The 25,959-nt window shown below is 64.3% G+C and carries 21 protein-coding genes; 14 read left to right on the top strand and 7 right to left on the bottom strand.

Annotated elements, in window-relative coordinates:
- The 6 genes from ACTHN9_RS21275 to ACTHN9_RS21250 form a co-directional block, all read left to right on the top strand.
- Positions 1-970, top strand: a 970-nt coding sequence (locus ACTHN9_RS21275) for an acetyl-CoA C-acetyltransferase (RefSeq protein WP_440538747.1), incomplete at its 5' end; no start/stop codon positions are given.
- A 94-nt stretch (positions 971-1,064) separates the two neighbouring features.
- Entirely contained in the window at positions 1,065-1,805 is a 741-nt protein-coding gene (locus tag ACTHN9_RS21270; RefSeq protein ID WP_440538746.1) for a 3-ketoacyl-ACP reductase, read from the top strand.
- Positions 1,806-1,952: 147 nt separating this feature from the next.
- Positions 1,953-2,522, top strand: a complete 570-nt coding sequence (phaR, locus tag ACTHN9_RS21265) for a polyhydroxyalkanoate synthesis repressor PhaR (protein WP_440538745.1) — start codon at positions 1,953-1,955, stop codon at positions 2,520-2,522.
- A 209-nt stretch (positions 2,523-2,731) separates the two neighbouring features.
- Positions 2,732-4,138: a 30S ribosomal protein S12 methylthiotransferase RimO gene (gene rimO, locus ACTHN9_RS21260; protein WP_440538744.1), complete on the top strand. Its 1,407-nt coding sequence runs from the start codon at positions 2,732-2,734 to the stop codon at positions 4,136-4,138.
- Between the two features lie 4 nt (positions 4,139-4,142).
- Positions 4,143-4,769: a hypothetical protein gene (locus tag ACTHN9_RS21255; protein ID WP_440538743.1), complete on the top strand. Its 627-nt coding sequence runs from the start codon at positions 4,143-4,145 to the stop codon at positions 4,767-4,769.
- Positions 4,770-4,771: 2 nt separating this feature from the next.
- Positions 4,772-5,962 (top strand): cystathionine beta-lyase, encoded by a 1,191-nt coding sequence (locus ACTHN9_RS21250; protein WP_440538742.1) that lies wholly within the window; start codon positions 4,772-4,774, stop codon positions 5,960-5,962.
- Here the strand turns inward: ACTHN9_RS21250 and serB are convergent.
- Positions 5,959-6,798, bottom strand: coding sequence for a phosphoserine phosphatase SerB (gene serB / locus ACTHN9_RS21245; RefSeq protein ID WP_440538741.1), 840 nt, complete (start codon positions 6,796-6,798; stop codon positions 5,959-5,961). The two genes, ACTHN9_RS21250 and serB, sit on opposite strands and share 4 nt — an antisense overlap.
- A gap of 301 nt (positions 6,799-7,099) precedes the next feature.
- Here serB and ACTHN9_RS21240 point away from each other — a divergent pair, with 301 nt between their 5' ends.
- Positions 7,100-7,654: a DUF6013 family protein gene (locus ACTHN9_RS21240; RefSeq protein WP_440538740.1), complete on the top strand. Its 555-nt coding sequence runs from the start codon at positions 7,100-7,102 to the stop codon at positions 7,652-7,654.
- A gap of 70 nt (positions 7,655-7,724) precedes the next feature.
- Here the strand turns inward: ACTHN9_RS21240 and ACTHN9_RS21235 are convergent, their stop codons facing one another.
- Together ACTHN9_RS21235 and ACTHN9_RS21230 are read right to left on the bottom strand one after the other, a co-directional pair.
- Positions 7,725-8,534: an ABC transporter permease gene (locus ACTHN9_RS21235; protein ID WP_440538739.1), complete on the bottom strand. Its 810-nt coding sequence runs from the start codon at positions 8,532-8,534 to the stop codon at positions 7,725-7,727.
- The gene (locus ACTHN9_RS21230) at positions 8,531-9,223 is read right to left on the bottom strand and encodes an ABC transporter ATP-binding protein (protein ID WP_440538738.1); all 693 of its coding nucleotides are present in this window, start codon (positions 9,221-9,223) and stop codon (positions 8,531-8,533) included. The genes ACTHN9_RS21235 and ACTHN9_RS21230 overlap by 4 nt, the downstream gene beginning before the upstream one ends.
- Positions 9,224-9,467: 244 nt before the next feature.
- On the opposite strand from ACTHN9_RS21230, the gene ACTHN9_RS21225 reads away from it, so the two are divergent.
- The 3 genes from ACTHN9_RS21225 to ACTHN9_RS21215 all read left to right on the top strand — a co-directional run bounded on the left by ACTHN9_RS21225 (position 9,468) and on the right by ACTHN9_RS21215 (position 15,107).
- Entirely contained in the window at positions 9,468-11,780 is a 2,313-nt protein-coding gene (locus tag ACTHN9_RS21225; protein WP_440538737.1) for an AsmA family protein, read from the top strand.
- Between the two features lie 123 nt (positions 11,781-11,903).
- The gene (locus ACTHN9_RS21220; RefSeq protein ID WP_440538736.1) at positions 11,904-13,496 is read left to right on the top strand and encodes an ABC-F family ATPase; all 1,593 of its coding nucleotides are present in this window, start codon (positions 11,904-11,906) and stop codon (positions 13,494-13,496) included.
- A 174-nt stretch (positions 13,497-13,670) separates the two neighbouring features.
- Complete coding sequence (locus tag ACTHN9_RS21215) at positions 13,671-15,107, top strand: aldehyde dehydrogenase family protein (protein WP_440538735.1); 1,437 nt, start codon at positions 13,671-13,673, stop codon at positions 15,105-15,107.
- A gap of 93 nt (positions 15,108-15,200) precedes the next feature.
- Here the strand turns inward: ACTHN9_RS21215 and ACTHN9_RS21210 are convergent, their stop codons facing one another.
- Positions 15,201-15,404: a DUF1289 domain-containing protein gene (locus ACTHN9_RS21210; RefSeq protein WP_440538734.1), complete on the bottom strand. Its 204-nt coding sequence runs from the start codon at positions 15,402-15,404 to the stop codon at positions 15,201-15,203.
- Positions 15,405-15,822: 418 nt separating this feature from the next.
- Here ACTHN9_RS21210 and ACTHN9_RS21205 point away from each other — a divergent pair, with 418 nt between their 5' ends.
- The 4 genes from ACTHN9_RS21205 (at position 15,823) to ACTHN9_RS21190 (ending at position 19,913) form a co-directional block, all read left to right on the top strand.
- On the top strand, positions 15,823-16,920 hold the full coding sequence (locus ACTHN9_RS21205; RefSeq protein ID WP_440538733.1) for a polyamine ABC transporter substrate-binding protein: 1,098 nt from the start codon (positions 15,823-15,825) through the stop codon (positions 16,918-16,920).
- 88 nt (positions 16,921-17,008) lie between these two features.
- Positions 17,009-18,172 carry an ABC transporter ATP-binding protein gene (locus ACTHN9_RS21200; RefSeq protein ID WP_440538732.1) on the top strand — a complete coding sequence of 388 codons (1,164 nt, stop codon included), beginning with the start codon at positions 17,009-17,011 and terminating at the stop codon, positions 18,170-18,172.
- Positions 18,169-19,095 carry an ABC transporter permease subunit gene (locus ACTHN9_RS21195; RefSeq protein ID WP_440538731.1) on the top strand — a complete coding sequence of 309 codons (927 nt, stop codon included), beginning with the start codon at positions 18,169-18,171 and terminating at the stop codon, positions 19,093-19,095. The genes ACTHN9_RS21200 and ACTHN9_RS21195 overlap by 4 nt, the downstream gene beginning before the upstream one ends.
- Complete coding sequence (locus ACTHN9_RS21190) at positions 19,095-19,913, top strand: ABC transporter permease subunit (protein WP_440538761.1); 819 nt, start codon at positions 19,095-19,097, stop codon at positions 19,911-19,913. Before ACTHN9_RS21195 ends, ACTHN9_RS21190 begins: the two co-directional genes overlap by 1 nt.
- Before the next feature lie 10 nt (positions 19,914-19,923).
- Here the strand turns inward: ACTHN9_RS21190 and ACTHN9_RS21185 are convergent, their stop codons facing one another.
- Genes ACTHN9_RS21185 through ACTHN9_RS21175 form a run of 3 tightly spaced genes read right to left on the bottom strand, consistent with a single transcriptional unit; the run spans position 19,924 to position 25,747 of the window.
- The gene (locus ACTHN9_RS21185) at positions 19,924-21,396 is read right to left on the bottom strand and encodes an efflux transporter outer membrane subunit (protein WP_440538760.1); all 1,473 of its coding nucleotides are present in this window, start codon (positions 21,394-21,396) and stop codon (positions 19,924-19,926) included.
- A gap of 11 nt (positions 21,397-21,407) precedes the next feature.
- Positions 21,408-24,617, bottom strand: a complete 3,210-nt coding sequence (locus ACTHN9_RS21180) for an efflux RND transporter permease subunit (RefSeq protein ID WP_440538730.1) — start codon at positions 24,615-24,617, stop codon at positions 21,408-21,410.
- A complete protein-coding gene (locus ACTHN9_RS21175; protein WP_440538759.1) occupies positions 24,614-25,747 on the bottom strand; it encodes an efflux RND transporter periplasmic adaptor subunit in 1,134 nt (377 codons plus the stop codon). Before ACTHN9_RS21175 ends, ACTHN9_RS21180 begins: the two co-directional genes overlap by 4 nt.
- Positions 25,748-25,959 lie beyond the last annotated feature (212 nt).

Here is a 25,959-nt window from a genome sequence, read left to right as displayed (position 1 = left end):
CAAGGCGCGGTTGCACGCGGCCGTGACGGGCATGACCATCAACAAGTTGTGCGGTTCGGCTCTGAAGGGCGTCATGCTGGCTGCCAACGCGGTGATCGCGGGCGATGCGGACATCGTCGTGGCCGGCGGACAAGAGAACATGAGCGCGGCGCCGCACGTGCTGCCGGGCTCGCGCGACGGGTTCCGCATGGGCGACGCCAAGCTCGTCGACACGATGATCGTGGACGGCCTGTGGGACGTCTACAACCAGTACCACATGGGCATTACGGCCGAAAACGTCGCCAAAGAGTACGGCATCACGCGCGAGGAGCAAGATAAGTTCGCCGCGTTGTCGCAAAACAAGGCCGAAGCCGCGCAAAAAGCCGGGCGTTTCGACGACGAGATCGTGCCGGTCGAGATTCCCCAGCGCAAGGGCGAGCCCCTGCGCTTCGCGACCGACGAATTCGTTCGCCACGGCGTCACGGCGGACTCGCTGGCGGGCCTGAAGCCGGCTTTCTCGAAGGAAGGGACGGTGACGGCGGCGAACGCGTCGGGGCTGAACGACGGCGCGGCTGCTGTGCTCGTCATGTCGGCCAAGAAGGCCGAAGCGCTCGGCTTGACGCCGCTTGCCCGGATCAAGGCGTACGCCAACGCGGGCGTCGATCCGAAGGTCATGGGCATGGGGCCGGTGCCGGCGTCGCGCCGTTGTCTTGAGCGTGCCGGTTGGTCGGTGGGCGACCTCGATCTGATGGAAATCAACGAGGCGTTCGCGGCTCAGGCGCTGGCCGTTCACAAGCAAATGGGCTGGGATACCTCGAAGATCAACGTGAACGGCGGGGCGATCGCGATCGGCCACCCGATCGGCGCGTCGGGTTGCCGTATTCTCGTGACGTTGCTCCACGAAATGCAAAAGCGCGATGTCAAGCGTGGCTTGGCGTCGCTGTGCATCGGCGGCGGGATGGGTGTCGCCTTGGCGGTCGAGCGCGTTTAATCGGCGCGCAAGAGCCGTCGCTCGGGCCGTATGCGGCGGCAAGGACGAGGGGCGCGGCCACGCGCCCCCGGAAAACAGGAATGGAGCGTGATTCATGACTCAGCGTATTGCTTACGTAACGGGCGGGATGGGCGGTATCGGTACCGCAATCTGCCAGCGCCTGCATCGGCAAGGCTTCAAGGTGGTAGCGGGCTGCGGGCCGAACTCGCCGCGGCGCGTGACGTGGCTCGAGCAGCAAAAGGCGCTCGGCTACGATTTCGTCGCGTCGGAGGGCAACGTCGGCGATTGGGAGTCCACCAAGACCGCGTTCGACAAGGTGAAGTCTGAGGTGGGCGAGGTCGACGTGCTCGTCAACAATGCGGGGATTACGCGCGATGTCGTGTTCCGCAAGATGACGCACGAGGATTGGACGGCTGTCATCGACACGAACCTGACGAGCCTGTTCAACGTCACGAAGCAAGTGATCGACGGGATGGTGGAGCGCGGCTTTGGGCGCGTCATCAACATTTCGTCCGTGAACGGCCAAAAGGGCCAATTCGGTCAGACGAACTACTCGACGGCGAAAGCCGGCATTCATGGCTTCACGATGGCGCTCGCGCAGGAAGTGGCGACCAAGGGCGTGACCGTGAACACGGTGTCGCCGGGCTATATCGGCACGGACATGGTCAAGTCGATCCGTGCGGACGTGCTCGAGAAGATCATCGCGACGATTCCGGTGCGCCGGCTCGGTTCGCCCGATGAAATCGCATCGATCGTCGCCTGGCTCGCCTCCGACGAGTCGGGTTTCTCGACGGGCGCCGATTTTTCGTTGAACGGCGGCTTGCACATGGGCTGATGCGTGTTTGCGCCGGCAGCAGTTCGCTTGCCGCCGGCGCAAAACGCGTTAAAGTGTATAGGTTTCGGGGGTCCGGTTCGCTGCGGGAGACGCGGCGGGCTCGAGGGCGCCGTCATTGCGCTGCGTCGCGTTCATAAAAGGCATTACATGTCGACTACAAAGAAAACAGCCGAGCGATTCATCAAGAAGTACCCGAACCGTCGGCTCTACGACACGGAGACGAGCACCTACATCACGCTGAGCGACGTGAAGCAGCTCGTGCTCGACCAGGAGGAATTCAAGGTCATCGACGCGAAGACCAACGAAGATCTGACGCGCAGTATTTTGCTGCAGATCATTCTCGAAGAGGAAAGCGGTGGAGTGCCGATGTTTTCTTCCTCGATGCTCTCCCAGATCATCCGTTTTTACGGTCATGCCATGCAGGGCATGATGGGCGTCTACTTGGAAAAGAACATTCAGGCGTTCATCGATATCCAAAATAAGCTCGCGGAGCAGTCGAAGAACCTGTATGAAGGCAATGCGCTGAATCCGGAGGTGTGGTCGCAGTTCATGAACATGCAAGCGCCGATGATGCAGGGGATGATGACGAGCTACATCGAGCAATCGAAAAACATGTTCGTGCAAATGCAAGAGCAGATGCAGAACCAGGCCAAGTCGATGTTCAACTCGTTCACGTTCAATAAACCCGGTGGCGGTTCCGAGCCGGAGAAGAAGTAACGGGATCGAGTCGTTCGCTCGTGCCGCGGCAGTTTGGCTCGAACGCGCTCGAACGACTCGACGGCGTCTGAAGGGGCCTGAAGGCGGCGAGGCCTGCCGGTGCCGCGTTGCGGTACTCGCGGTACAATGCGCGGTTCGTCCGGGAAAAGGCGCGTCGACACGCGCACGATAGCGTCGCCCGGAGTCATTGCCATTCGCCGGATCACTTCATGCCGCACACTCCCACTCCCGCCACGTCCCCCTCGGCTGCTAGCGCGCCGGTCCCGCCCAAGGTCGGTTTCGTCTCGCTCGGCTGCCCCAAGGCGCTCGTCGATTCCGAGCAAATCATCACGCAGTTGCGCGCCGAGGGCTATGAAATCTCGGGAACGTACGACGGCGCCGATCTCGTCGTCGTCAACACCTGCGGTTTTATCGACGAAGCCGTACAGGAAAGCCTCGATGCCATCGGCGAAGCGCTGACCGAAAACGGCAAAGTAATCGTGACCGGCTGCCTCGGCGCGAAAAAGAGCGCGAGCGGCGAAGGGCTCATCGAACAAGTGCACCCGAAGGTGCTCGCCGTCACCGGGCCGCACGCCGTCGGCGAAGTGATGCAGGCCGTGCACAACCACCTGCCGAAGCCGCACGATCCGTTCGTCGATCTCGTGCCGCCCGCCGGCATCAAGCTCACGCCGCGCCACTATGCCTATCTGAAGATTTCCGAAGGCTGCAATCACCGGTGCGCGTTTTGCATCATCCCGTCGATGCGCGGCGATCTCGTTTCGCGGCCCGTCGCCGAGGTCATGCTCGAAGCGGAAAACCTGTTCAAATCGGGCGTCAAGGAATTGCTCGTCATCTCCCAAGACACGAGCGCGTACGGCGTCGACGTCAAATTCCGCACGGGTTTCTGGAACGGTCGCCCGCTCAAGACGCGCATGACGGAACTCGTGGGCGCCCTGGGCGAGCTGGCCGCGCAGTACGGCGCCTGGGTGCGCCTGCACTACGTTTATCCGTACCCGCACGTCGACGAAATTATTCCGATGATGGCCGAGGGTCCGCTCAAGGGCCATGTGCTGCCTTATCTCGACATTCCGTTCCAGCATGCCGATCCCGAAGTGCTCAAACGCATGAAGCGGCCGGCCAACGCGGAGCGCACGCTCGAGCGCGTCGCCGCCTGGCGTCGCGTATGCCCCGAACTCACGATCCGCAGCACGTTCATCGCCGGCTTCCCGGGCGAGACGGAAGCGCAATTCGAGACGCTGCTCGAATTTATCCGGGCGGCGGAACTCGATCGCGTCGGCTGCTTTGCCTACTCGCCCGTCGAAGGCGCGAGTGCGAACGAACTCGAGGGCGCGCTGCCCGACGAGGTGCGGGAGGAGCGCCGCGCACGCTTCATGGAGGTGGCGGAGGAAGTGTCTGCGCGCCGATTGAAGCGCAAGGTCGGCAAGACGCTCAAAGTGCTCATCGACGAAGTCAATGCCGACGGCGGTATCGGCCGGACCGCGTCCGATGCGCCGGAGATCGATGGGGTCGTCTATGTCGCGCCTGCTGCGAAGGCATCGAAGCGCTATAAAACGGGCGACTTCGTATCCGTGCGGATCACGGGTGCGGACGGGCACGATCTGTGGGGCGAGGTCTGAGACGGTGCGCTTGCGGCGATATGCGTTGACGGCTGCGTTGGCCGTCCTGTCCCTGTCGTTTCACAGCGCATGGGCCCAACAGGCGCCGCGGCCGGCCGAGGCGATGGCTCGGCAAGCCGGCGAGGCCGCCGGACAGATGGCGCAACGGCGTGCGGATGCGGCCCAAGCGGTGGGCCAGGGCGCGCACGATGCCGCTGGCTCGGTCGCGCAACAGGCGTCCGAGGCGGCCGGCTCGCTCGCCCAGCAATCCGCCGATGCGGCCGATGCCGCCGTGCCGCGCGTCCCGGCGCCGCTGGCACCGAATCCCGCGTTTGCGAATTTTCCCCGCTATGCGGGCACCCTCGGCTCGCGCCGCATCGTATTGCGGCTCGGCAAGAAGACCGACGATCCGACCGGCGTACACGGCGAATACCAGTTCGCCGATACCGGCGAGGTCGTGCTGGTGGCCGGCGATCGTGAGGGCGACGTCCTCGAGATCGAAGATTCGGCCGACGGCAGCACGATCGCGGGCAACTGGGTCGGGCGCTTCGCCGCCGACGGTTCGCTCACCGGCCAGCGCATGAACCCCGACGATTCCGATCCGCAGCCGTTCGTGCTTCAACCGCTCGGCGGCCCCTCATCGACACCTTGACCATGACCGATTCCGCTTCCGACCGCGCACGCCAAACGCGCATCGTCCATCCCGACCTGGATCTGGCCCCCGGCTTCGAATCGTTTGCGACGCCCGTGATGCGGGCGTCCACCGTCGTGTTCCCCGATCTGGCGGCCGTGCGTGGCGCCGATTGGCGCAGCGACGCGCAATGGCGCTATGGCCTGCATGCGACGCCGACCTCCGCCGCGCTGGCGCAGCGCCTTGCGCAGATCGAAGGGGGCAAGCACGCGCTGCTGCAGCCCTCGGGGCTGGCCGCCATCTCGAACGTCTACTTCGGCCTCGTCAAAGCCGGCGACGACGTCTTGATTCCCGACAATGTCTATTCGCCCAATCGGGAGCACGGAAATTGGCTTGCACACGATTTCGGCATATCGGCGCGCTACTACGATCCGATGATCGGTGCCGGGATCGCTGAGCTGATTCGTCCGAACACGAAACTGATTTGGATCGAAGCGCCGGGCTCCGTCACGATGGAAGTGCCGGACGTGCCGGCCATTGCCGCCGCCGCTCGCGCGCGTAACGTGGTCACGGCGATCGACAACACCTACTCGGCCGGGCTCGCGTTTCGTCCGCTCGAACATGGGGTCGACATCTCGGTGCAAGCGCTCACGAAGTATCAATCGGGCGGCAGCGACCTGTTGATGGGGGCCACGATCACGGCCGACGACGAACTGCATTGCGCGCTGAAGCTGGCTCGCATGCGAATGGGAATTGGGGTATCGGTCGACGACTGCTCGCTCGTGCTGCGCAGCTTGCCGAGCATGAAAGCGCGTTTCGAGGCCCACGACCGCAGCGCGCTGGCCTTGGCGCACTGGCTTAAGGCTCGCGCCGAAATTGCCGCGGTGCTGCATCCGGCGTTGCCCGATTGCCCTGGACACGCGCATTTCATGCGCGACTTCACGGGGGCGGGCGGGCTGTTTTCCGTCATATTCGACGAGCGCTACAGCCCGGCGCAAATCGATGCTTTCGTCGAGGCGCTCGAACTCTTCGCCATCGGCTGGAGCTGGGGCGGTGCGCATAGCCTGGCGATGCCGTACGACGTCGCGTCCATGCGCACGGGATCGAGCTGGCCGCACCGCGGCACGCTGGTGCGGTTTTACGTCGGGCTCGAGGAAGAAGCCGATTTGCGCGCCGACATCGAACGCGCCATGGGTGTGGCGCTCGGGGCTTAGAACAAGCGCAGCAGGCCGTCGAGGCCGACGTGATTGAACGCCACGTCGGCCGCCGCGCGAACCACGGGCTTCGCGCGAAACGCGACCGAGAGGCCCGCTTCGGCCATCATCTCCAGATCGTTGGAGCCGTCGCCCATCACGATCGCTTGCGAGGTCTTAACACCGAGCGTGGCGCACGTCTCGCGGACCGTCCGCGCCTTGACGCTCGCGTTGACGATTTCGCCCACGACCTTCCCCGTCAGTTTCCCGTCGACGATCTCGAGCGTATTGGCATACGCGAAATCGAGCCCGAGCTGTGCCTTTAGGCGCTCCGTGAAAAACGTGAAACCGCCCGAGACGAGCAACGTGCGCAAGCCGGCCGCCTTGGCGGCAGCGAGCATGATCTCGGCACCGGGCGAAAGCCGCAAACGCTCGCTGAACACTTGCTCGAGCACGCCGGCGTCCAGTCCCTTTAGCAAGGCGACACGCGCCGTTAGGCTTTCGTTGAAGTCTTTGATCTCGCCTCGCATCGACGCTTCCGTGATCGCCGATACCTCGGCTTTCAGTCCGCAAAAATCGGCGATCTCGTCGATGCACTCGATCGTGATCAACGTCGAATCCATGTCCATGGCGACCAGACCGAACTCGCGCAACGTGCGGCCCGCCGGCACGTACGCGTAATCGAGCGCATGGGTCGAACAGTAGGCTTCGATGTCGGGACGTTGCGCCGGATCGGCATCGGCGATGCGCAATCCGTAAGGATCGATCGATTGCGCTTGCGCGCCGCGCGCGAGCGCGACGAGCGGCTTGACGTGAGCGGCCGCTAGCGGCTCGGGGCTTTGTACGACGAGATTCATGAACGATGCGCCAAGGAAAGCCGCCGGGCTCGGCGGGCGGAAAATCCGGCTATTGTAGCCGGTCGAAGGACGGCCGCCGCGCTCGGCTCGGGTTCGGCTTCAGGGTGGCTAAGGTGCGGCTCGGCGCGCGGCCGATCGCGTCCAACCCGATAAAAGAGCCGGATGCAAGCGGGGCAACCCCCGACGGGCGGATGCAGTCTTTCGCGCGACTTCGGATTAGACTGGCAGCGCGTCGCCAAGCATTGTCGCCGCGCGCGCGAGGCGAAGCGCCCGGTTACGTCCGGTTAGCCAGGAGGTGAATATGAGGGGTCGTCTGCAACCCGCAGCCGTTTTGGTTTCCATCGCCGCGTTGGCGGCTGGCGGTTTGGCTACGATGGCGCACGCCGCGCCGCCGATTACGATCACGTCGAAGACACCGGCCGACGGGCCAATCAAATACACGGTCAAGGTCGCATCGAAAACGTACGGCAACGCGCAAGACACGCGCACGATCCGTTCGGGACAAACCGACGACTACACATGGAAGACGACGCCGGCCGGTAGTGCGGTAACGGCCTCCGATCGATGCCCGAACTACGGATCGCTGCCGCTCGATGCGAATGGGGCGGTGCAGCGGCAAATGCGGATCCGGCTCGCGCCGACCGTGGCGGAGGACGGGACCGCGACCGTGCAGCTCAGCGTGCAAGCCACCGCGCCGCGCGGCATGGCGAGCCAGAAGGTGCACGGCAAGACGCTTCAATGCCCGAACGTCTCGAACCTGAGCCAAGTGGTGCGCTTCACGATGCCGACGAACGGCAGCGCGAAGACGGTCGACCTGAGCGACGGCACTCTAGTCACCGTGTCGGCGCAGCGCTGACGGCGAGCGCGCGGCACGCGAGGCGGCGCCGCTCGTCGTTCTGCTTATCGACGTGGGGCGCGGCGCGCGATCAGCGGCGAGCCGTGCGTTCGACGAGCCGTGCGGCGAGGAACGTATGATCCGCGCCGAACAATCGCCGATACGTGAGCAAGACCGCGCCGACCGTTCCGAGCGCCGATGCCGCGGCGATCAGAAACATGATGACGATCTGGTAGCGCACCGCTTGCAGCGGCGATTGGCCCGCAAGAACTTGCCCGGTCATCATGCCGGGTAGGCTCACCACGCCGACCACGGCCATTTGATTGAGCGTCGGGATCATGCCTGCGCGAGCGGCCTGGCGTGCGGGCCCGCGCGCGGCTTCCCAGCGCGTCGCGCCGAGCGCGAGCGCCATTTCGACGCGATCGCGCCGCGCCGTCAGTTCCTCGGTCATGCGCTCGATCGCGAGCGAGACACCCGTCAACGTGTTCCCGAGAATCATCCCGAGGATCGGAATCGCATACTGCGGCTCGTACCAAGGATGAATGCGCATGACCGCGAACAGGCCGACGGCCGCGATCAACCACGCGCTGAGCCAAATCGACACGAGACTATCCACGCGCTGTCCCGCGTACGTATGCGCGCCACGGGCCGCGCCCGCGAAACCCGCGATGACGGTCATGAGCGCCATCAGCGCGAGCACGACATACCAGCGGTCGACGGCAAACACCCAGCCGAGCACATAGCCGACCAACAGCAGCTGAACGACCGTGCGCACGGCGGCCCATGCAAGTTGGCGCCCCAGGCCGAGCGACAGGGCAACGGAAAGCGCGCCGTTGACGATAATCAGCAACGCGGCGATCGCGACGTCGCCAAGACTCAGATCGTGCAAGACCGGATTCACTCGATCGTCTCCGCTTGCTGGGCGAGGGTGCCGGCGCGCATGGCGAGCCGACGCTGTCCGACGCGTGCGGCCTGCGCCGGGTCGTGCGACACCCAGATCGAGGCCCGCGCCGCCCGGTCCGTTTCGAACCAATCGTCGACGAGCGCTTCGATGGCGCGTGCGGATTCGGGATCGAGCGAAGCGGTGGGTTCGTCGAGCAGCAGCACTTCGGGCGCTAGTTGCAGCACGCGAATCAAGGCCGCGATTTGCGCTTCTCCGCCCGATAGATCGCTCGCCCGCTTGTTCAGGAAATCTTCGTTTCGACCGGCTGCTCGGGCGAGCCGCGCCGCAAGCTCGCGATCGAACCGCACATCGCGATACGCATGCAGCGAGTACGGGTAGCGCAGATTGTCTTCCACACTGCCTTCGACGAGCGCGGGCCGCTGCCGCACGTACGCGATGCTGCGTCGAAAGCGCGGGATGGCGTGGCGATCGACCGCTTGCCCGTGCCATCGCACCCGGCCGCCATCGGGCGGATCGAGCAGCGCGAGCGCGCGCAACAGGACGCTCTTACCCGAACCGGAGGGGCCCGTAATCGCCACGCGCTCGCCTGCGGCAAGGGAAAAATCGGTTGCGGCGAGCAACGTCGTCGCCGTTCGTGCGTCGCGCCGCATGAGCGCGTGGGCTTCCAGCAGAAAGGGGGCGGTCATCACGCAGGTCGATCGTCGATGAAGGGAGGGCGCCAGTGCTACGTGCATGGGCAACGGCGGTGCGGCCGGTCGAGCGCACCGCGGCAAGCCTACCGAGACTCGACATGATAGGCAATGGGATGGAGCCGCATGGGATGGAGCCGCATGGCATGGCGATTGCTCGCTACCGTAGTCGAAGGCCGCGCTCGCCGCCCGCCATGGCGTCGCATCGCGTTGCTCAATCCTCGAACGAAACGACACTCGCATGCCGCATCCCGCCAACGCAGCCCGTACCGCCGGCAAAATTCTTGCCTGGTTCATCGTCGCCGTGCTCGTGCTTTGCGCCGTGCTGGCGATTTTCGTGGCGACCTTCGATTGGAACCGCGCTCGACCTTGGGTCGACGACAAAGTGTCCCAAGCGATCGGGCGGCCATTCGCCATCAACGGCGATTTGCGGGTCGGCTGGCAGCATCCGACAGGCGAGCATGGCTGGCGCGCCTGGGTGCCGTGGCCGCGGTTTTCCGCTTACGACGTGACAGTCGGCAATCCCCCTTGGGCCGCATCGAAGACGTTCGCCAAGCTCGACGCGATCAGTTTCGACGTCGAAGTGCTGCCTTTGTTGGCACGTGTGATCTCCATTCCGTCGATCGATCTCGTCAACCCGTCGATCGACCTCGAACGGCTCAAGGATGGACGTGCGAACTGGGTCTTCAACCTGCCCCAATCGAAAGGGCCGTCGCGCTGGACGTTGCGCCTGGCCGATTTGGGCTTCAAGAAAGCGCATATCGCGGCCTCGGACGAGGTCGAGCAAGTCGATGCGCAGGTCGATGTGGATACCCTCGGCAAACCGTTGCCGATCGGCGATGTCATGAAGCAGCAGGAGGCGGCCTCGCGCGGGGCGGCCGCGCATGTGATCGGCGAGCGCGGGGCCAGCAAGCTTCAATCGCAGACGAAGACGGCTTCCGGGGCGCAGGCGGCTTCCGCGCAGATCGCGGCATCGAGCCCGCGGGCTGGGTCGGATGCGGCGGCAGGGCAAAGTGCGACGGCCGCGTCGAACCCGCCGGCTTCGCGCGCGCAGCCCGAGGCAGCGGCGTCGCCAGCCTCGGGGGCATCGAGCGCATCCGCGAACGCGCACACCGCGCTTGTCTATTCGCTCGCCTGGCAAGCGAAGGGCCGCTACCGCAAGACGGACGTGTCGGGCAGCGGCAAGCTCGGCAGCGTGCTCGCGCTGCGCGATGCCCATCGTCCGTTTCCGATGCAAGCCGATGTGAAGATCGGCGATACCCGCGTGGCGCTCGTCGGCACGTTGACCGATCCCGTGCATCTATCGGCGCTCGATTTGCGGCTTTGGCTGCAAGGCGAGGACTTGTCGCATCTGTATTCGATCCTAGGGGTGAATCTGCCGCAAACGCCTCCGTACGCCACCGACGGGCACCTCGTCGGCCACCTGCAAACGGGCGCAAGCGTGTTCACCTACAGCGGCTTTACGGGCCGCGTCGGGGGCAGCGACTTGGAGGGAACGCTCACGTATCGATCGCGCCAGCCTCGGCCGTCGCTCACGGGCCATGTGTCGTCGAATCTGCTACGGTTCTCCGATCTCGCGCCGATCGTCGGCGCCGATTCCAACGCGAACAAGGCCCGCCGTGGCGAAGCGGTCAAGCAACCGGCCGATCGGGCCTTGCCCGTCGAGCCGTTTCATACCGACCGCTGGAAGGCCATGGATGCAGATGTGACCTTCAAGGGCCGGCGGATCCTCAAGGATCCGGCGCTGCCGATCACGGATCTCGATACGCATGTCGTGCTCAAGGACGGCGTGCTGACTTTCGATCCGTTGAATTTCGGCGTGGCGGGCGGCACGCTCTCGTCGAATTTCCATCTCGACGGCTCGAAAGCGCCGTTGCAGGCGCGCATGACGTTATCGGCGCGTCATCTGCGGCTCAAGCAGCTATTCCCGACGCAAAAGACGATGCAATCGGCGCTCGGCGAAGTCAACGGCGACGCGAACCTATCCGCGATAGGCAATTCGCCGGCCGCGTTGGCCGGTACGTTGAACGGCGAAGCCAAGGCGCTCATCACGCAAGGCAAGGTGAGCTTGCTGATCATGGAGGCGGCGGGGCTGAACGTGGCGAACGTGGTCTACGAAAAGCTGTTCGGCACGCGCGACATCGATATCAACTGCATGGCGGCCGACTTCGCGGCGCAAGACGGCGTGCTCGACACGCGGACGTTCGCACTGGACACGGCCGACGCCGTGATCGGCATGGACGGCAAGATCGATTTGCGCGACGAGACGATGAAATTAACGATCCATCCTCACACGAAGGGATTCCGGATTTTCACGCTGCGTTCGCCCCTGTACGTCAAGGGCACTTTCAAGAACCCGGACGTGGGCGTCGATAAAACCGCGATCGCGTTGCGGGCCGGGGCGGCCGTTGGCCTGGGGCTGCTCAATCCGTTCGCGGCTTTGGTCCCGTTGATCTCGCCCAGCCATACGAAGCCGACGCCTTGTGCGGCGCTGCTGGCTCAGATGCGCGCGGCCCCGCAAGCGCCGCCGCCGGGCGCCCACCCGGCGCATTGAACAGCGGACGCGAACGAGCGCGGTGGGTGTTCGACCGGCGCTCACGCCCGCGAGCGGGTGGGGCGAGCGAAAGCTTGGTAAAATGTCGAGTTTTTCGCCGATCACCATTCGAAGGGACGCGCCGTGCTGTCTACCGCCAATATCACCATGCAATTCGGGCCGAAGCCCTTGTTCGAGAACATCTCGGTCAAGTTCGGCGAGGGCAACCGCTACGGTCTCATCGGCGCGAACGGCTGCGGCAAGTCGACGTTCATGAAGATTCTCGGCGGCGACCTCGAGCAAAGCTCGGGCACCGTCATGCTGGAACCGAACGTCCGCCTCGGTAAACTGCGTCAGGATCAATTCGCGTACGAAGACATGCGCGTGCTCGACGTCGTCATGATGGGCCATACGGAGATGTGGGCCGCAATGACGGAGCGCGACGCGATCTACGCCAATGCCGAGGCCACCGACGACGACTACATGCACGCCGCGGAACTCGAAGCCAAGTTCGCCGAGTACGGCGGCTATACGGCCGAGGCGCGCGCGGGCGAGCTGCTGCTCGGCATCGGCATCGCCATCGAGGACCACAACGGGCCGATGAGCAATGTCGCCCCGGGCTGGAAGCTGCGCGTGCTGCTGGCGCAGGCGCTGTTCTCGAACCCGGACGTGCTGCTGCTCGACGAGCCGACGAACAACCTGGATATCAACTCGATCCGCTGGTTGGAGAACGTGCTCAACGAGTACAACTCCACGATGATCATCATCTCGCACGATCGGCACTTCTTGAACCAGGTCTGCACGCACATGGCGGACATGGATTACGGCACGCTGAAGGTCTACCCGGGCAACTACGACGACTACATGCTCGCGTCGACGCAGGCCCGCGAGCGCCAGGCCGCGGCCAATGCCAAGGCGAAGGAGCGTATCTCCGATCTGCAAGATTTCGTGCGCCGCTTCTCGGCGAACAAATCGAAGGCGCGTCAGGCAACGAGCCGCTTGAAGCAGATCGACAAGATCAAGATCGAGGAATTCAAGCCGTCGTCGCGGCAAAATCCGTTCATCCGCTTCGAATTCGAGAAGAAGCTGCATAACATCGCCGTGGTGGCCGAGCGCATCACGAAGCGCTACGAGCGCACGATCTTCGAGAACTTCGATCTGAGCGTGCAGCCGGGCGAGCGTATCGCGATCATCGGCGAGAACGGCGCGGGCAAGACCACACTGCTGCGTGCGTTGCACGGCAACTTGGCGCTCGACGGCGGCTCGATCAAGTGGGCCGAGAATGCGAACGTCGGCTACATGCCGCAAGACACGTACGAAGAGTTTCCGAACGACGTCACGCTGACCGATTGGATCGACAACTACCGCAAGGACGGCGACGACGACCAAATGGTGCGCGGCACGCTGGGCCGCTTGCTGTTCAACGCGGACGATATCAAGAAGTCCGTCAAGGTGCTTTCGGGCGGCGAGAAGGGCCGCATGATCTGGGGCAAGCTGATGCTCGGCCGCCACAACGTGCTGCTCATGGACGAGCCGACGAACCACATGGATATGGAATCGATCGAGTCGTTGCAGATCGCGCTCGACAAGTACGAGGGCACGCTCATTTTCGTGTCGCACGATCGGGAATTCGTGAGCGGCCTCGCCAATCGCATCATCGAAGTGCGCACGGACGGCACGTTGTACGACTTCGGCGGCAATTACGAGGAATTCCTGGCTAGCCAGGGCGTGCAGTAATACCGCGACGCAGTGGGTGTCGCGGCCGCGGCGACTCCACACGCGGCCGACGACCATTGCGTCGCCCGCTCGTGTCCGAAGCGTCCGAAGGGTCCGAATCGGCCCCCGTTCGCAACCGATCCTGGGGCCGCTGAGTAGAATGGGCGAGTCGAAACCCACAAGGTGACACTCGCAATGAAGATCTACGAACGTCTTTACATCGGCGGTCAATGGCTCGCGCCTTCAGGCTCGGGCACCATCGACGTCATCGATTCCGGCACGGAAGCGGTCATGGGCCGGATCCCCGAGGGCCAAGCTGCCGACGCCGAAGCCGCCGTCGAGGCCGCGAAGCTGGTCTTCGAGGGCTGGGCCGCCACCCCCGCGGCCGTCCGCGCCGGCTATCTCGAAAAAATCGCCGCGAATCTGAAGGCGCGCACCGACGAACTCGCCAGCACGATCTGCGGCGAAGTCGGTATGCCGCTCAAACTCTCCCGCGCCATCCAAGTCGGCAGTCCCGTGTACAACTGGAATGCATACGCCAAGCTCGCCCGCGAGTTCGAATTCGAGGCGCGAGTCGGCAATTCGCTGGTGGCGCGCGAGCCGGTCGGCGTTGTGGCCGCCATTACCCCCTGGAACTATCCGCTCAATCAAATCACGCTGAAGGTGGCGCCGGCGCTCGCCGCGGGCTGTACCGTCGTGCTCAAGCCGTCGGAGGTCGCACCGCTGAACGCGTTCATCTTGGCCGAGGCCATTCACGAGGCGGGCTTGCCGGCTGGCGTGTTCAATCTCGTGAGCGGCTATGGGCCCGTCGTCGGGGAGATCGTCGCCAGCCATCCGTTCGTCGATATGGTGTCGTTCACGGGTTCCACGCGCGCCGGCAAACGCGTGGCCGAACTCGCCTCGGCGAGCGTCAAACGCGTGGCGCTCGAACTGGGCGGGAAATCCGCCTCGGTCGTGCTCGACGATGCCGATTTCGCCACGGCCGTGAAGAGTACCGTTGCCGCTTGCTATTTGAACTCGGGCCAAACCTGCTCCGCGCATACCCGGCTACTCGTGCCCGCGGCGCGCTACGAGCAAGTGCGCGCACTGGCCAAAGCCGCCGCCGAAGCGTTCGTGGTCGGCGATCCGCGCAACGAGGACACGCGCCTCGGGCCGCTTGCGTCAGCCGTGCAGCTTGCCCGCGTGCGCGAGTACATCGAGCGCGGCCTCGCGGAAGGCGCCGAACTGGTCACGGGGGGCGCACAACTGCCGCAAGGGGTGTCGAAGGGCTTTTTCGTTCGGCCGACGGTGTTCGGCCGCGTGCATCCGAAAGCGACCATCGCTCAAGAGGAAATCTTTGGGCCGGTGCTGTCGATCATCACGTACGAGGACGAGGAAGAAGCGATCCGTATCGCCAACGATTCGCCCTACGGCTTGGGCGGCGCCGTCTGGGCCGGCAGCGACGAACGCGCGATCGCCGTGGCGCGACGCATCCGAACCGGCCAGGTCGATATCAACGGCGGCGCGTGGAATATGCATGCACCGTTCGGCGGCTTCAAACAGTCGGGCTACGGGCGCGAAAACGGTATCTATGGCCTCGAAGAGTATCTCGAATACAAGTCGATGCAGTTGACGGTCGCGAAGCCGGACTGAGGCCTATACCGGCCCGCATGCGGCCGGCGCGACCCACGGTCGCATGACGCTACCCACGCCGGCGCTGCCCGGCGTTTTTCATGGTGGGGACGGTTAGAGCTTGTCGTTCCGAAACCGCATTGCCGTGCCTTCGCGTTCGATGCGCTCCCAGACGACGCGTTTTTCGTCGTCGCTCATGAAGACCCAATTCGAGACTTCCGAGGCCGTGCGGCCGCAGCCTTTGCAGATTTCGTCGAAAAGCGTCGAACAGACGCCGATGCAGGGGCTGTCGGGCAGCGCGTGGAGGTTGGAAGCCATCGAAAACGGTCTCGGATGCATAAATACGGGGCGTGCCCGTATGGTAGCCGACACCGCGTCCGGTTGGCCAAACCCCTTACGGCGAACGGGGCCGGGAAACTCGGCCGGCACCATGGCGCTGAAGGGCTTCCGAAAGGCTAACAGAGGTTTTTTTCGAGTGGACACGGGCCTATAACCCGATAAAATTGCGCCCGATTCGGCATGGGCACAATCGGCGACGCGTTCGCCGGCGCCGGCCGTCGGCGCGATCGTGCCGTTTGTGCCGTTTGTGCGACAGCTCGGTCCGAGTGCTTAGCATTTTTGTGCCGCGCGCCAATATTTGATGGTAGCTTTCGGGTTTTTCAGAGGCGCCGCGAGCGGGATGTCGCGGCATGGGCGGGGTCGAGGCCGGGCAAGCCGGTCCGCATCGGAGAACGGAATGAAGAAACGGGTGATGGGCGGTCTGGCCGCACTGGTTTTGTGCGCGGCGCCATGGGCGGCGTCGGCCAAGGATGCGCAACTGAATGTCTATAACTGGTCCGACTATATCGCCAAGGACACCATTCCGAACTTCCAGAAGCAGACGAGCATTCACGTCCGCTACGACAACTACGATAGCGACGACACGCTCCAAGCCAAATTGCTGACCGGCAATTCGGGCTACGACATCGTCGTGCCCACGAGCAATTACGCGGGCAAGCAAATCGCCGCCGGCATCTTTGCGCCGCTCGACAAATCGAAGATCCCGAACCTGAAGTATCTCGATCCGCAACTGATGGCGCTCGTCGCCGGCGCCGATCCGGGCAACAAGTATGTGGTGCCCTGGGCCTGGGGCACGACGGGCCTCGGCTACAACGTCACGAAAGCCCAGCAAATCCTCGGCCAGAACGTCGCGCTCGATAACTGGGACATCCTGTTCAAGCCCGAGAACATCTCGAAGCTGAAGGCCTGCGGCGTGTCGGTGCTCGACGCGCCCGATCAGTTCTTCGCCGCGGCGCTGCACTACATCGGCAAAGATCCGATGAGCACCAATCCGGCCGATTATCAGGCCGCCATGGCGATGATGAAGAAGATCCGCCCGTACATCACGCAGTTCAACTCGTCGGGCTATATCAACGATATGGTCGGTGGCGATATCTGTTTCGCTTACGGCTGGTCGGGCGACGTCGTGATCGCCAAGCATCGCACGCTCGAAGCGAAGAAGCCGTACAAGATCGAGTACTACATCCCGAAGGGCGGGGCCCCCGTGTGGTTCGACGTGATGGCGATGCCGAAGGACGCCTCGCACAAAGACGCGGCGCTGCAATGGATCAACTATATCGAGACGCCGCAAGTCAACGCCGCGATCACCGATGCCGTCTACTACCCGACGGCCAACGCCGAAGCGAGGAAGTACGTGAATCCGAAGATCGCGAGCGACCCGGCCGTGTATCCGCCTGCCGACGTCGTCAAGACGCTGTTTCTGCTCAAGCCGCTGCCGCCTGAGATTCAGCGTCTGCAAACGCGTCTTTGGACCGAATTCAAGACGGGCCGATAATTCGTCGCCGCGCGCGACACGCACTCACGAGCCCCCGGAGCCATCGCCGGGGGCTTTGTACGTCAAAAGTGGAGTCAAGCAGCAAATCATGAGCGATCAGTCGAGCTCGCAGCCGTTAGCCGGCGCGCGCCCCGCAGGTTCCACGTCGTCCGTCAACACATCGGCCGACCACTTTGTACAGATCGTCGACGTCGTCAAGAAGTTCGGGGAAACGGTCGCGGTCAAGAACGTCAGCTTGTCGGTGGCGAAGGGGGAACTCTTCGCGCTGCTCGGCAGCTCCGGCTGCGGCAAGTCCACTTTACTTCGAATGCTTGCCGGGCTCGAATCGGTCAGCGCGGGCAAGATCCTGATCGACGGAGAAGACCTCGCGTCGATGCCTCCGTACCGGCGGCCCGTCAACATGATGTTTCAGTCGTACGCGCTGTTCCCGCATATGTCGGTGGAGGCGAACGTCGCCTTCGGGCTCAAGCAGGAAGGCGTGCAAAAGGCTGAGCTGAAGGAGCGGGTGCACGCTGCGCTCGATCTCGTGCAAATGGGGCGTTTCGCGAAACGCAAGCCGCACCAGCTCTCCGGCGGCCAACAGCAGCGCGTCGCGCTCGCGCGTTCGCTCGTCAAACGGCCCAAGCTGCTGCTGCTCGACGAACCGATGTCGGCGCTCGACAAGCAGATCCGGCAGCGTACGCAAATCGAACTCGTCAACATTCTCGACCGCGTCGGCGTGACTTGCATCATGGTCACGCACGATCAAGAAGAGGCGATGACGATGGCCGATCGCCTTGCCGTCATGAGCGAAGGCGAGATCGTCCAGCTCGGCACGCCGCACGAAGTGTACGAATATCCGAACTCGCGCTTCTCGGCCGAATTCATCGGCTCGACGAACCTGTTCGACGGGCACGTCGTGGAAGACGAGCCCGATCACGTGTTCGTCGAGACGGCCGAGTTGCCTTGCCGTTTGTACGTCAATCACGGCATTACCGGGCCGCTCGGCATGCCCGTGACGATTTCGGTCCGCCCCGAGCGGATCGCGCTGACGCGCAAACCGCCCGAAGGCGCCTACAACTGGGGGCGCGGCACCGTGGCGAATATCGCCTACGTGGGCGGCTACTCGCTCTATCACGTGAAGCTCGATTCGGGGAAGACCGTGGTGGCGAACGTCTCGAGCCTCGCGTTGACCGAAATCGAATCGCCCACCTGGGGAGACGAAATCTATGTGCGCTGGAGCGCATCGGCCGGGGTGGTGCTGACGGCATGAACGCGCTGCTCTCTTTCGCCACGTGGCCGGCAAGGCGCCTGCGGCTGACCGGCGGCACCGCCGTCGTCGCCGGGCCCTTCATCTGGCTGTTGATGTTCTTCTTCGTGCCGTTTTTGCTGGTCGTCAAGATCAGTTTCGCGGAGCTGCAGCTCGGCATTCCGCCGTACACGGAACTCGTCGCCGTCAAGGACGGCGTGGTACAGATTTCGTTGAACGTCGCGCACTACGCGTTCTTGTTGACCGACAGCCTGTATTTCGCCACCTACGTCAATTCGGTCCTCGTGGCGGCCGTTACGACGCTGCTGTGCCTGCTGCTCGGCTATCCGATGGCGTACTACATCGCGCGCTCGAACCCGAACTCGCGCAACATCTTGATGATGGCCGTGATGCTGCCGTTCTGGACGTCGTTCCTGATTCGCGTCTATGCGTGGATCGGCATCCTCAAGAACAATGGGCTGCTGAACAACTTCTTGATGACGATCGGGCTCATCCACACGCCGCTCGAACTCTATCGGACGAACACCGCCGTTTATATCGGCATGGTCTATTCGTACCTGCCGTTTCTCGTCATGCCGCTGTACGCCCACCTCGTGAAGATGGACTTGACGTTGCTCGAGGCGGCTTACGATCTCGGCGCCAAGCCGTGGAAGGCATTCGTGCAAATCACGTTGCCGCTCTCGAAGAACGGCATCATTGCGGGCTGCCTGCTCGTGTTCATCCCGGCGGTCGGCGAATACGTGATCCCCGAATTGCTCGGCGGCGCGAATACCTTAATGATCGGTCGCGTCATGTGGAACGAGTTCTTCAACAACGCCGACTGGCCGATGGCGTCCGCGGTCACCTGTGCGATGGTCTTGCTGTTGCTCGTGCCGATGGCGATGTTCCAGCACTTTCAGGCTAAACAACTGGAAGCGCGCCGATGATCAAACCGAATCGTACCTTGCAAGCGACGGCGCTCGGGATCGGCTTCGCATTCCTCTATATCCCGATCCTGAGCCTGATCGTCTATTCGTTCAACGAGTCGCAGCTCGTCACGGTGTGGACGCATTTTTCCACGCGCTGGTACGCCGCGCTCGCGCAGGACGACGAACTCATCGCGGCGTTCTGGCTCTCGCTGCGCATCGCGTTGTTGACGGCGTTCGCCTCCGTGTTCATCGGCACGTGGGCGGGCTTCGTTCTCGCGCGGATGGGCCGGTTTCGCGGCGCCACGCTATTTAGCGGCATGATCAATGCGCCGCTCGTGATCCCGGAAGTGATTCAAGGCATCTCCTTGCTGCTGCTTTTCATCGAGATGGGGAAGTGGATCGGTTGGCCGGAGCGGCGGGGATTCGCGACGATCTGGATCGGCCACGTCATGCTGTGCATGTCGTACGTCGCCATCATCGTTCAATCGCGTGTGCGCGAACTCAATCCATCGCTCGAGGAGGCCGCGCTCGATCTCGGGGCGACGCCGTTCAAAGTGTTCTTCGCGATTACGCTGCCGCTGATCTCGCAGGCGTTGATGGCCGGCTGGCTGCTGTCGTTCACGCTGTCGATCGACGACCTGGTGCTGTCGGCCTTCTTGTCGGGACCGGGTTCGACGACGCTGCCGCTGGTCGTGTTCTCGCGGGTGAGGCTCGGCTTGAATCCCGAGATGAATGCGCTCGCGACGCTGTTCATCGGCGTCGTGACGGTCGGCGTCATCGGCATCAATTACTTCATGCTGCGGGCCGAAAAGCGCCGACTCGCGGGCGTCGTTTAGGCCCGCAGGATCACTCGACGGCCGGCGGTGTCCCCATCGCTTGATACAACAGTGCAGTATCGCCGAGCCGTCGTCCCGCCGAGCGAATCGCGCCGACTCGTTCGTTCCAATACTGTTGCTCGCTAGCGCGCACAGCCGCGTTCGCCACCGCGCCGAGCTTACCGCGCGCGGCCGTTTCATCGAATGCCTGGCGCGCGGCCGAGGCGGAAGCATCCGCCGCACGGGCCGCCTGCGCGTCGTATTCGAGCGCGGCCAGCGTATCGGCTACGTTCTGAAACGCCGACAGCACGGCCGCCTTGTATTGATCGGCGGCCGCTTGGTAAAAATCGATCGCCGCACGCCGTTGCGCGAGCAATGCGCCGCCGTGGAACAACGGCTGCGTGAGCGATCCGCCGATGCTCCATAACGCGCCCGCCCCAGACAGGGCCGCCGGCCAACTGAAGCCGCCTTTGCCCATCGACGCCGTCAGCGACAAGCTCGGGAACAACTGCGCAGTCGCGACGCCGACTTCGGCCGCCGCGGCCGTCAATGCGGCTTGGGCCGCGGCAATATCGGGCCGCGTCTTCAGCAGTGTCGAGGGGACGACCACCGGGACGTGCTCGGGTAGCGCAAGGCTAGAGAGCGTGGGGATATCCGGTACCGCATCGGGCGTTCGTCCAATCAGCACGGCCAGCGCATGGCGGGCAGCCTGGCGCTGTGCGAGCAGCGGCGGCAAGCTGGCTTCGAGGTCGGACGCCGTTTGCTCCGATGCCAGCGCCTGCGCGTGGGACACGGCACCGAGCGCATAGCGCCGAGCATCGTCCCGCGCCGTTTGTCGCGCCAAGGCGACGAGCCGCTGCGTGGCGTCGACTTCATCGCTGAGCGCCGCTGCGTTGATGGCCGTCGTCACGATATTGGCCGCGAGCGTCCGGCGAGCCGCGTCGAATTCGAACGCTTGAACGTCGACGCGTGCATGCACGGCAGCATTCGCATATCGCACGGCGCCGAACAAGTCGAACGTGTAGTGCGCCTGGAGTTGCCCGACGAACACGTTATACAGCACCGTTTGCGGACCGGCTTCCGGGATGCCGAGCGCTCGCTCGCGCGTGGCTTGACCGCCCGCATCGACGGTTGGAAGCAGCGACGAGCCGATCTGCGCTCGCAACTGCTCGCGCGCGCCGGCCAGCGATTTCTCGGTGGCCGCGAGCGTCGGGCTGTTCTTCAAGCCTTCCTCGACGAGCGCATCGAGCTGGGCCGAGCGATACAGATGCCACCAGTTGGGCACGGGCTGCGCACCGACATCGAAGCGCTGAGCGACCCCGCCGGCGGTGGCCGTTTGCTCGGGTAGCGCACGCTGTCCGTAGTGGGCGGGCGAGGGCATGGCCGGCGGTTCGCCGGTGGGTCCCAGCGAGCAAGCGGCCAACGTTAGCGCAGCGACGAGCGAAAGCGGCAACGAACGCGGCGTCGAGAACGAGGCGGCGCGGCGTGGATGGGCGATAGGCAAGGCGTTCAAGATCAATTCCCCGTATGCGCGGCGGTGTCCGGCGGCGGATCGCGCTCATCGAGCCGCACTCTGAACGATGTCGCGTAGAGCGCGGGCAAGTAGAAGAGGGTCAGCACGGTGGCGCTCGTGATCCCGCCCATCAGCGCCGTGGCCATCGGGCCGAAGAAGTTCGAGCGCAGCAGCGGAATCAGGGCAAGCACGGCCGCCGCGGCCGTTAGCGTGATCGGCCTGAAGCGGCGGACGGTGGCGCCGACGATCGCGTCGAACCGGCGATGGCCGGCGGCGATGTCCTGTTCGATCTGATCGACGAGAATCACCGAGTTGCGCATGATGATGCCGAACATGGCGATCACCCCGAGCATGGCCACGAAGCCGAACGGTTTGCCGAAGGCGAGCAATGTCACGACGACGCCGATCAATCCGAGCGGCGCCGTGAGCACCACCATCAGCACGCGGGCGAAGCTTTGCAGCTGAATCATCAACAGCGTCAGCACGGCAATGGCCATGAGCGGCATTTGCGCATTGATCGACGCTTGGCCTTTCGCGCTTTCCTCTACCGAGCCGCCCACTTCGATGCGATAGCCGAGCGGCAGCGACGCGCGCACGGGGGCCAGCGCGCGGTCGAGATCGTGCGTGACGTCGATGCCTTGCGCGCTGCCGCGTACGTCGGCCTGCACGGTGATGGTGGGCTGCCGATCGCGTTCCCAGATCACGCCGTACTCGAGCGTATTGCGCATGTGTCCGAGCGAGGCGAGGGGGACGGGACCGTTCGGTGTCGGCATGGCTAGGCCGAGCAAGCGCGCGGGATCGACCCGTTCGCTCTTGGGCGCGCGCAGATCGACGCTGATGAGTTTGTCTCGTTCGCGCAGCTGCGTCACGGTGTAGCCCGAGAGGGTCATGGCCAGGAAGTTCGAGACGTCTTGCGACGTGACGCCCAGTTGGCGGGCCTTGTTTTGATCGACTTCGAACGTCATCGAGCGTTCGGCCGGTTCGTCCCAGTCGAATTGCACGCCGCGCGTTCTGCCGTCGGCCCGTATCGTCGAGGCCACTTTTTCGGAGATGGCGCGCACGGTCCCGATGTCGTCGCCGCTCACGCGAAACTGGATCGGATAGCCGACGGGCGGGCCGTTCTCGAGCCGCGACAGCCGCGTGCGCACGCCCGAGAAGTCGGTCTCGAGCCGCGTGTCGAGCCAGCGCGCGAGCTTATCGCGTTCCTCGACCGATTTGGCGGTGATCACGAACTGGGCGAAGTTCGGCTGCTGCAGTTGCTGATCGAGCGGCAGATAGAAGCGCGGCGCACCGGTGCCGACATAATCGACGAAATGATCGATTTCGGGACGGCCGTCGAGCGTTTGTTCGAGCCGCTTGGCTTGCCGTAACGTGGCGTCGAACGATGCGCCTTCCGGCAGCCGCACGTCGACGAGCAACTCGGGGCGATCGGAACTCGGGAAGAATTGCTGCGGTACCAGCGAGAACGCGGCGAGTGCGGCGACGAACAGGGCGACCGTGATGCCGAGCACGACGAAGCGGCGCTCGACGCACCAAGTTATCCAGCCCGCGAGCCGCCGATAAAAGCGCGTGTCGTAGATGTCGTGCTCGTGATCGTGCGCTTCGCCGGACGCGCGTTTGCGCTCGGGCAGCAGGTGGTAGCCGAGCAGCGGGATCAGCACGACGGCCGCGAACCACGAGGCGATCAGCGCGATGGCCGACACTTCGAAGATCGAACGCGTGTACTCGCCCGTGCTCGACTTGGCGAGCGCGATCGGCAGAAAGCCCGAGACGGTGACCAGTGTGCCGGTGAGCATCGGGAACGCCGTGCTCGTATAGGCGAAGGCGGCCGCGCGCGTTCGCTTCCATCCCTGCTCGAGCTTCACGGCCATCATTTCGACCGCGATGATGGCATCGTCGACGAGCAACCCCAACGCAAGCACGAGCGTGCCGAGCGACACCTTGTGCAAGCCGATGTCGAACAGATACATGACGAGCGCGGTGACCGCGAGCACGATCGGGATCGAAATCACGACGACCATCCCGGTACGCAAGCCGAGCGAAACCAAACTCACGATCAGCACGATGGCGACGGCCTCGCCGACCGCCTCCAGGAAATCGTCGACCGAATGCGAGACCGCGAGCGGCATGCTCGACACTTGTTCGAGCGTAAGGCCAGCCGGCAGGTGCGCGCGCAACTGCGTGGCGGTCGCATCGAGCGCTTTGCCCAGGCGAATGACGTCGCCGCCAGGCTGCATGGTGATGCCGATGCCTAGCACGGCATGCCCACGGTTGCGCATTTCGGTGACGAGCGGATCGTCATAGCCGCGCTTGATCGTGGCGATGTCGCCGAGCCGGACGCTGCGGCGGCCGATCGGAATCAACGTATCGGCCAACGCGCGAACGTCGGCGAATTGGCCGCTTGGGCGAACGAACACGCGATCGTCGTGCGTCGTGACCGTGCCGGGCGAGGCGACGGCGTTTTGCGAAGCGATCGCTTGCGCCAACTGCTGGGGCGTGATGTTCAGCCGGGTAAGCTGAGCGTTCGAGATTTCGACGAAGACGTGCTGATCCGGATCGCCGAAGTAGTCGACCTTCGCCACGCCGGGCACGCGCAGCAAGACGGTGCGCAATTCGTCGGCGTAGTCGTGCAGTTGCGCCGGCGAAAAACCGTCGCCTTCGAGTGTGTAGATGTTGGTGTAGACGTCGCCGAATTCGTCGTCGAAGAACGGACCGGCGGTGCCCGGCGGCAGCGTGTACGCAATATCGCCCACCTTCTTGCGGACTTGGTACCAGGTCTGCGGCACGTCCTTGACCGGCGCCGAATCTTTCATCGAAAAGAAGATCATCGATTCTCCGGGCCGCGAATAGCTGCGTTGGAAATCGATGTAGGGCATCTCCTGGAGCTTGCGCTCGATGCGATCGGTCACTTGCTCCTGCACTTGCCGCGCGGTGGCGCCCGGCCACAGCGTGCGGATCACCATCACCCGGAACGTGAACGGGGGATCTTCCGATTGCGCGAGGCGCGTGTAAGCGAGAATGCCCGCGACCGTGGCCAGCACGATCAGAAAGACGACCAGCGCCTGGTGCCTCAGCGCCCACGCCGATAAATTGAATCGTCCCTCTTCGTGCAGGTTCCCCGGATCGGCTGCGGGCGCCGCCGTATCGATTGCGGCGGGCGAACGAGCGTTACCGGGCAAAGCAGCCGCGTCGCGGCGATCGGTGCCGCTCATGATGCGAAATCCTCGGGATGCAGCGGGGGAACGATGCGCACGTGCTCGCCGGCGCTCACGGTATGTACGCCCTGGTAGACGACACGGTCGCCGTCTTGCAGCCCTTGCGTCACGGAAAAGGTGCGCTCGTCGTAGCGGCCCACCTTCACGCGACGCAATTCGAGCGTGTCGGTGCCGGTGCGCACGACCCAAACGGCGGGCGCATTGCCGTCGTGAAACAACGATGTCACGGGGAGCGTGAACGGGTGCTGGCCCGCGGCAGCAGCCTGGCTCGAGGCGAAGGCGATTTGCGCGGTCATGCCGAGCCGTACCTCGGAATCGGGCGCGGCGAGCGTCAGCTTCACGCGATACGTGCGGCTTTGCGGATCGGCGGCTGGCGAGATCTCGCGGACGCGCGCGGTGTAGGACTTGCCGGGCAACGCCGGCAGCGAAACGTTCGCGGTGGCGCCGACGGTCAACGAGGGCAGTGCGGTTTCCGGTGCATCGCACACAACGTCGACCTCGCCCGACCACGCCAGCCCGTAGACAGCTTGTCCCGCGGTGACGTTTTGGCCCGTATCCGCTTGTTCGGCGGTGATCACCCCGGCATGGTCGGCCACGAGCGTCGCGTAGGCGAGCTGATCGCGCGCCAGCGCGAGCTGCGCTTGGGCCGCATCGCGCTGGCCGGCGGCCGACGCATACGCGTCTTGCGTCTGTTCCATCTGCGACGGCGCAATCAGCTTCTCGGCGGCCTGGGCGCTGTCGCGATCGAGTTGCTGCTTCGCGTAGACCAGGCGGTGCTGTGCGCTGTCCAGTTGCGCTTGCGCGTTGGCTAGGCTCTTTTGCAAGTCGGCGGGATCGAGCCGGGCGACGATTTGTCCGGCCTTGACGGTATCGCCGAGCCGCACGTCGCGCTCGACGATTTTGCCGCCGACGCGAAACGAGAGCGGCGTGCTGTAGCGCGCTTCGATATCGCCCGGCAGGCTCGCCTGGGGCGGAATGCCGTCGGGATGAACCGGCACGGCGACGACAGGGCGCGGCGCCGCGGCCTCGGGGGCGCGGCGATGACACCCGGCGAGCGCCAGCGCGCCGCAAACGGCGGCGGCAATACCGTATCGACGGAGCGCCGGGCGGGAGACGAGGAGGGACAAACCGCCTAACTGCGCACGCACCTTGGCTGGCGCGTCAAGACCGGGACGAATCACGTGTGACCCCAAAGCTTTATAGATAGGGCGGACCGGGCCAGCACGCACGGCTGGCCGGCCGGACTCGCGGCGCGCGATGCGATCGCTGCGGAGCCGAGTTCAAACTACAGCGGCGGATTCTAATACAGGTGTGTATTTGAATGCAAAGGCGGATGAAA

It is taken from the genome of Trinickia sp. (assembly GCF_051953405.1).
Classification (GTDB): domain Bacteria; phylum Pseudomonadota; class Gammaproteobacteria; order Burkholderiales; family Burkholderiaceae; genus Trinickia.
The sequence above is the reverse complement of the archived record's forward strand: the minus strand, read 5'-3'. Positions and strand labels throughout refer to the sequence as shown.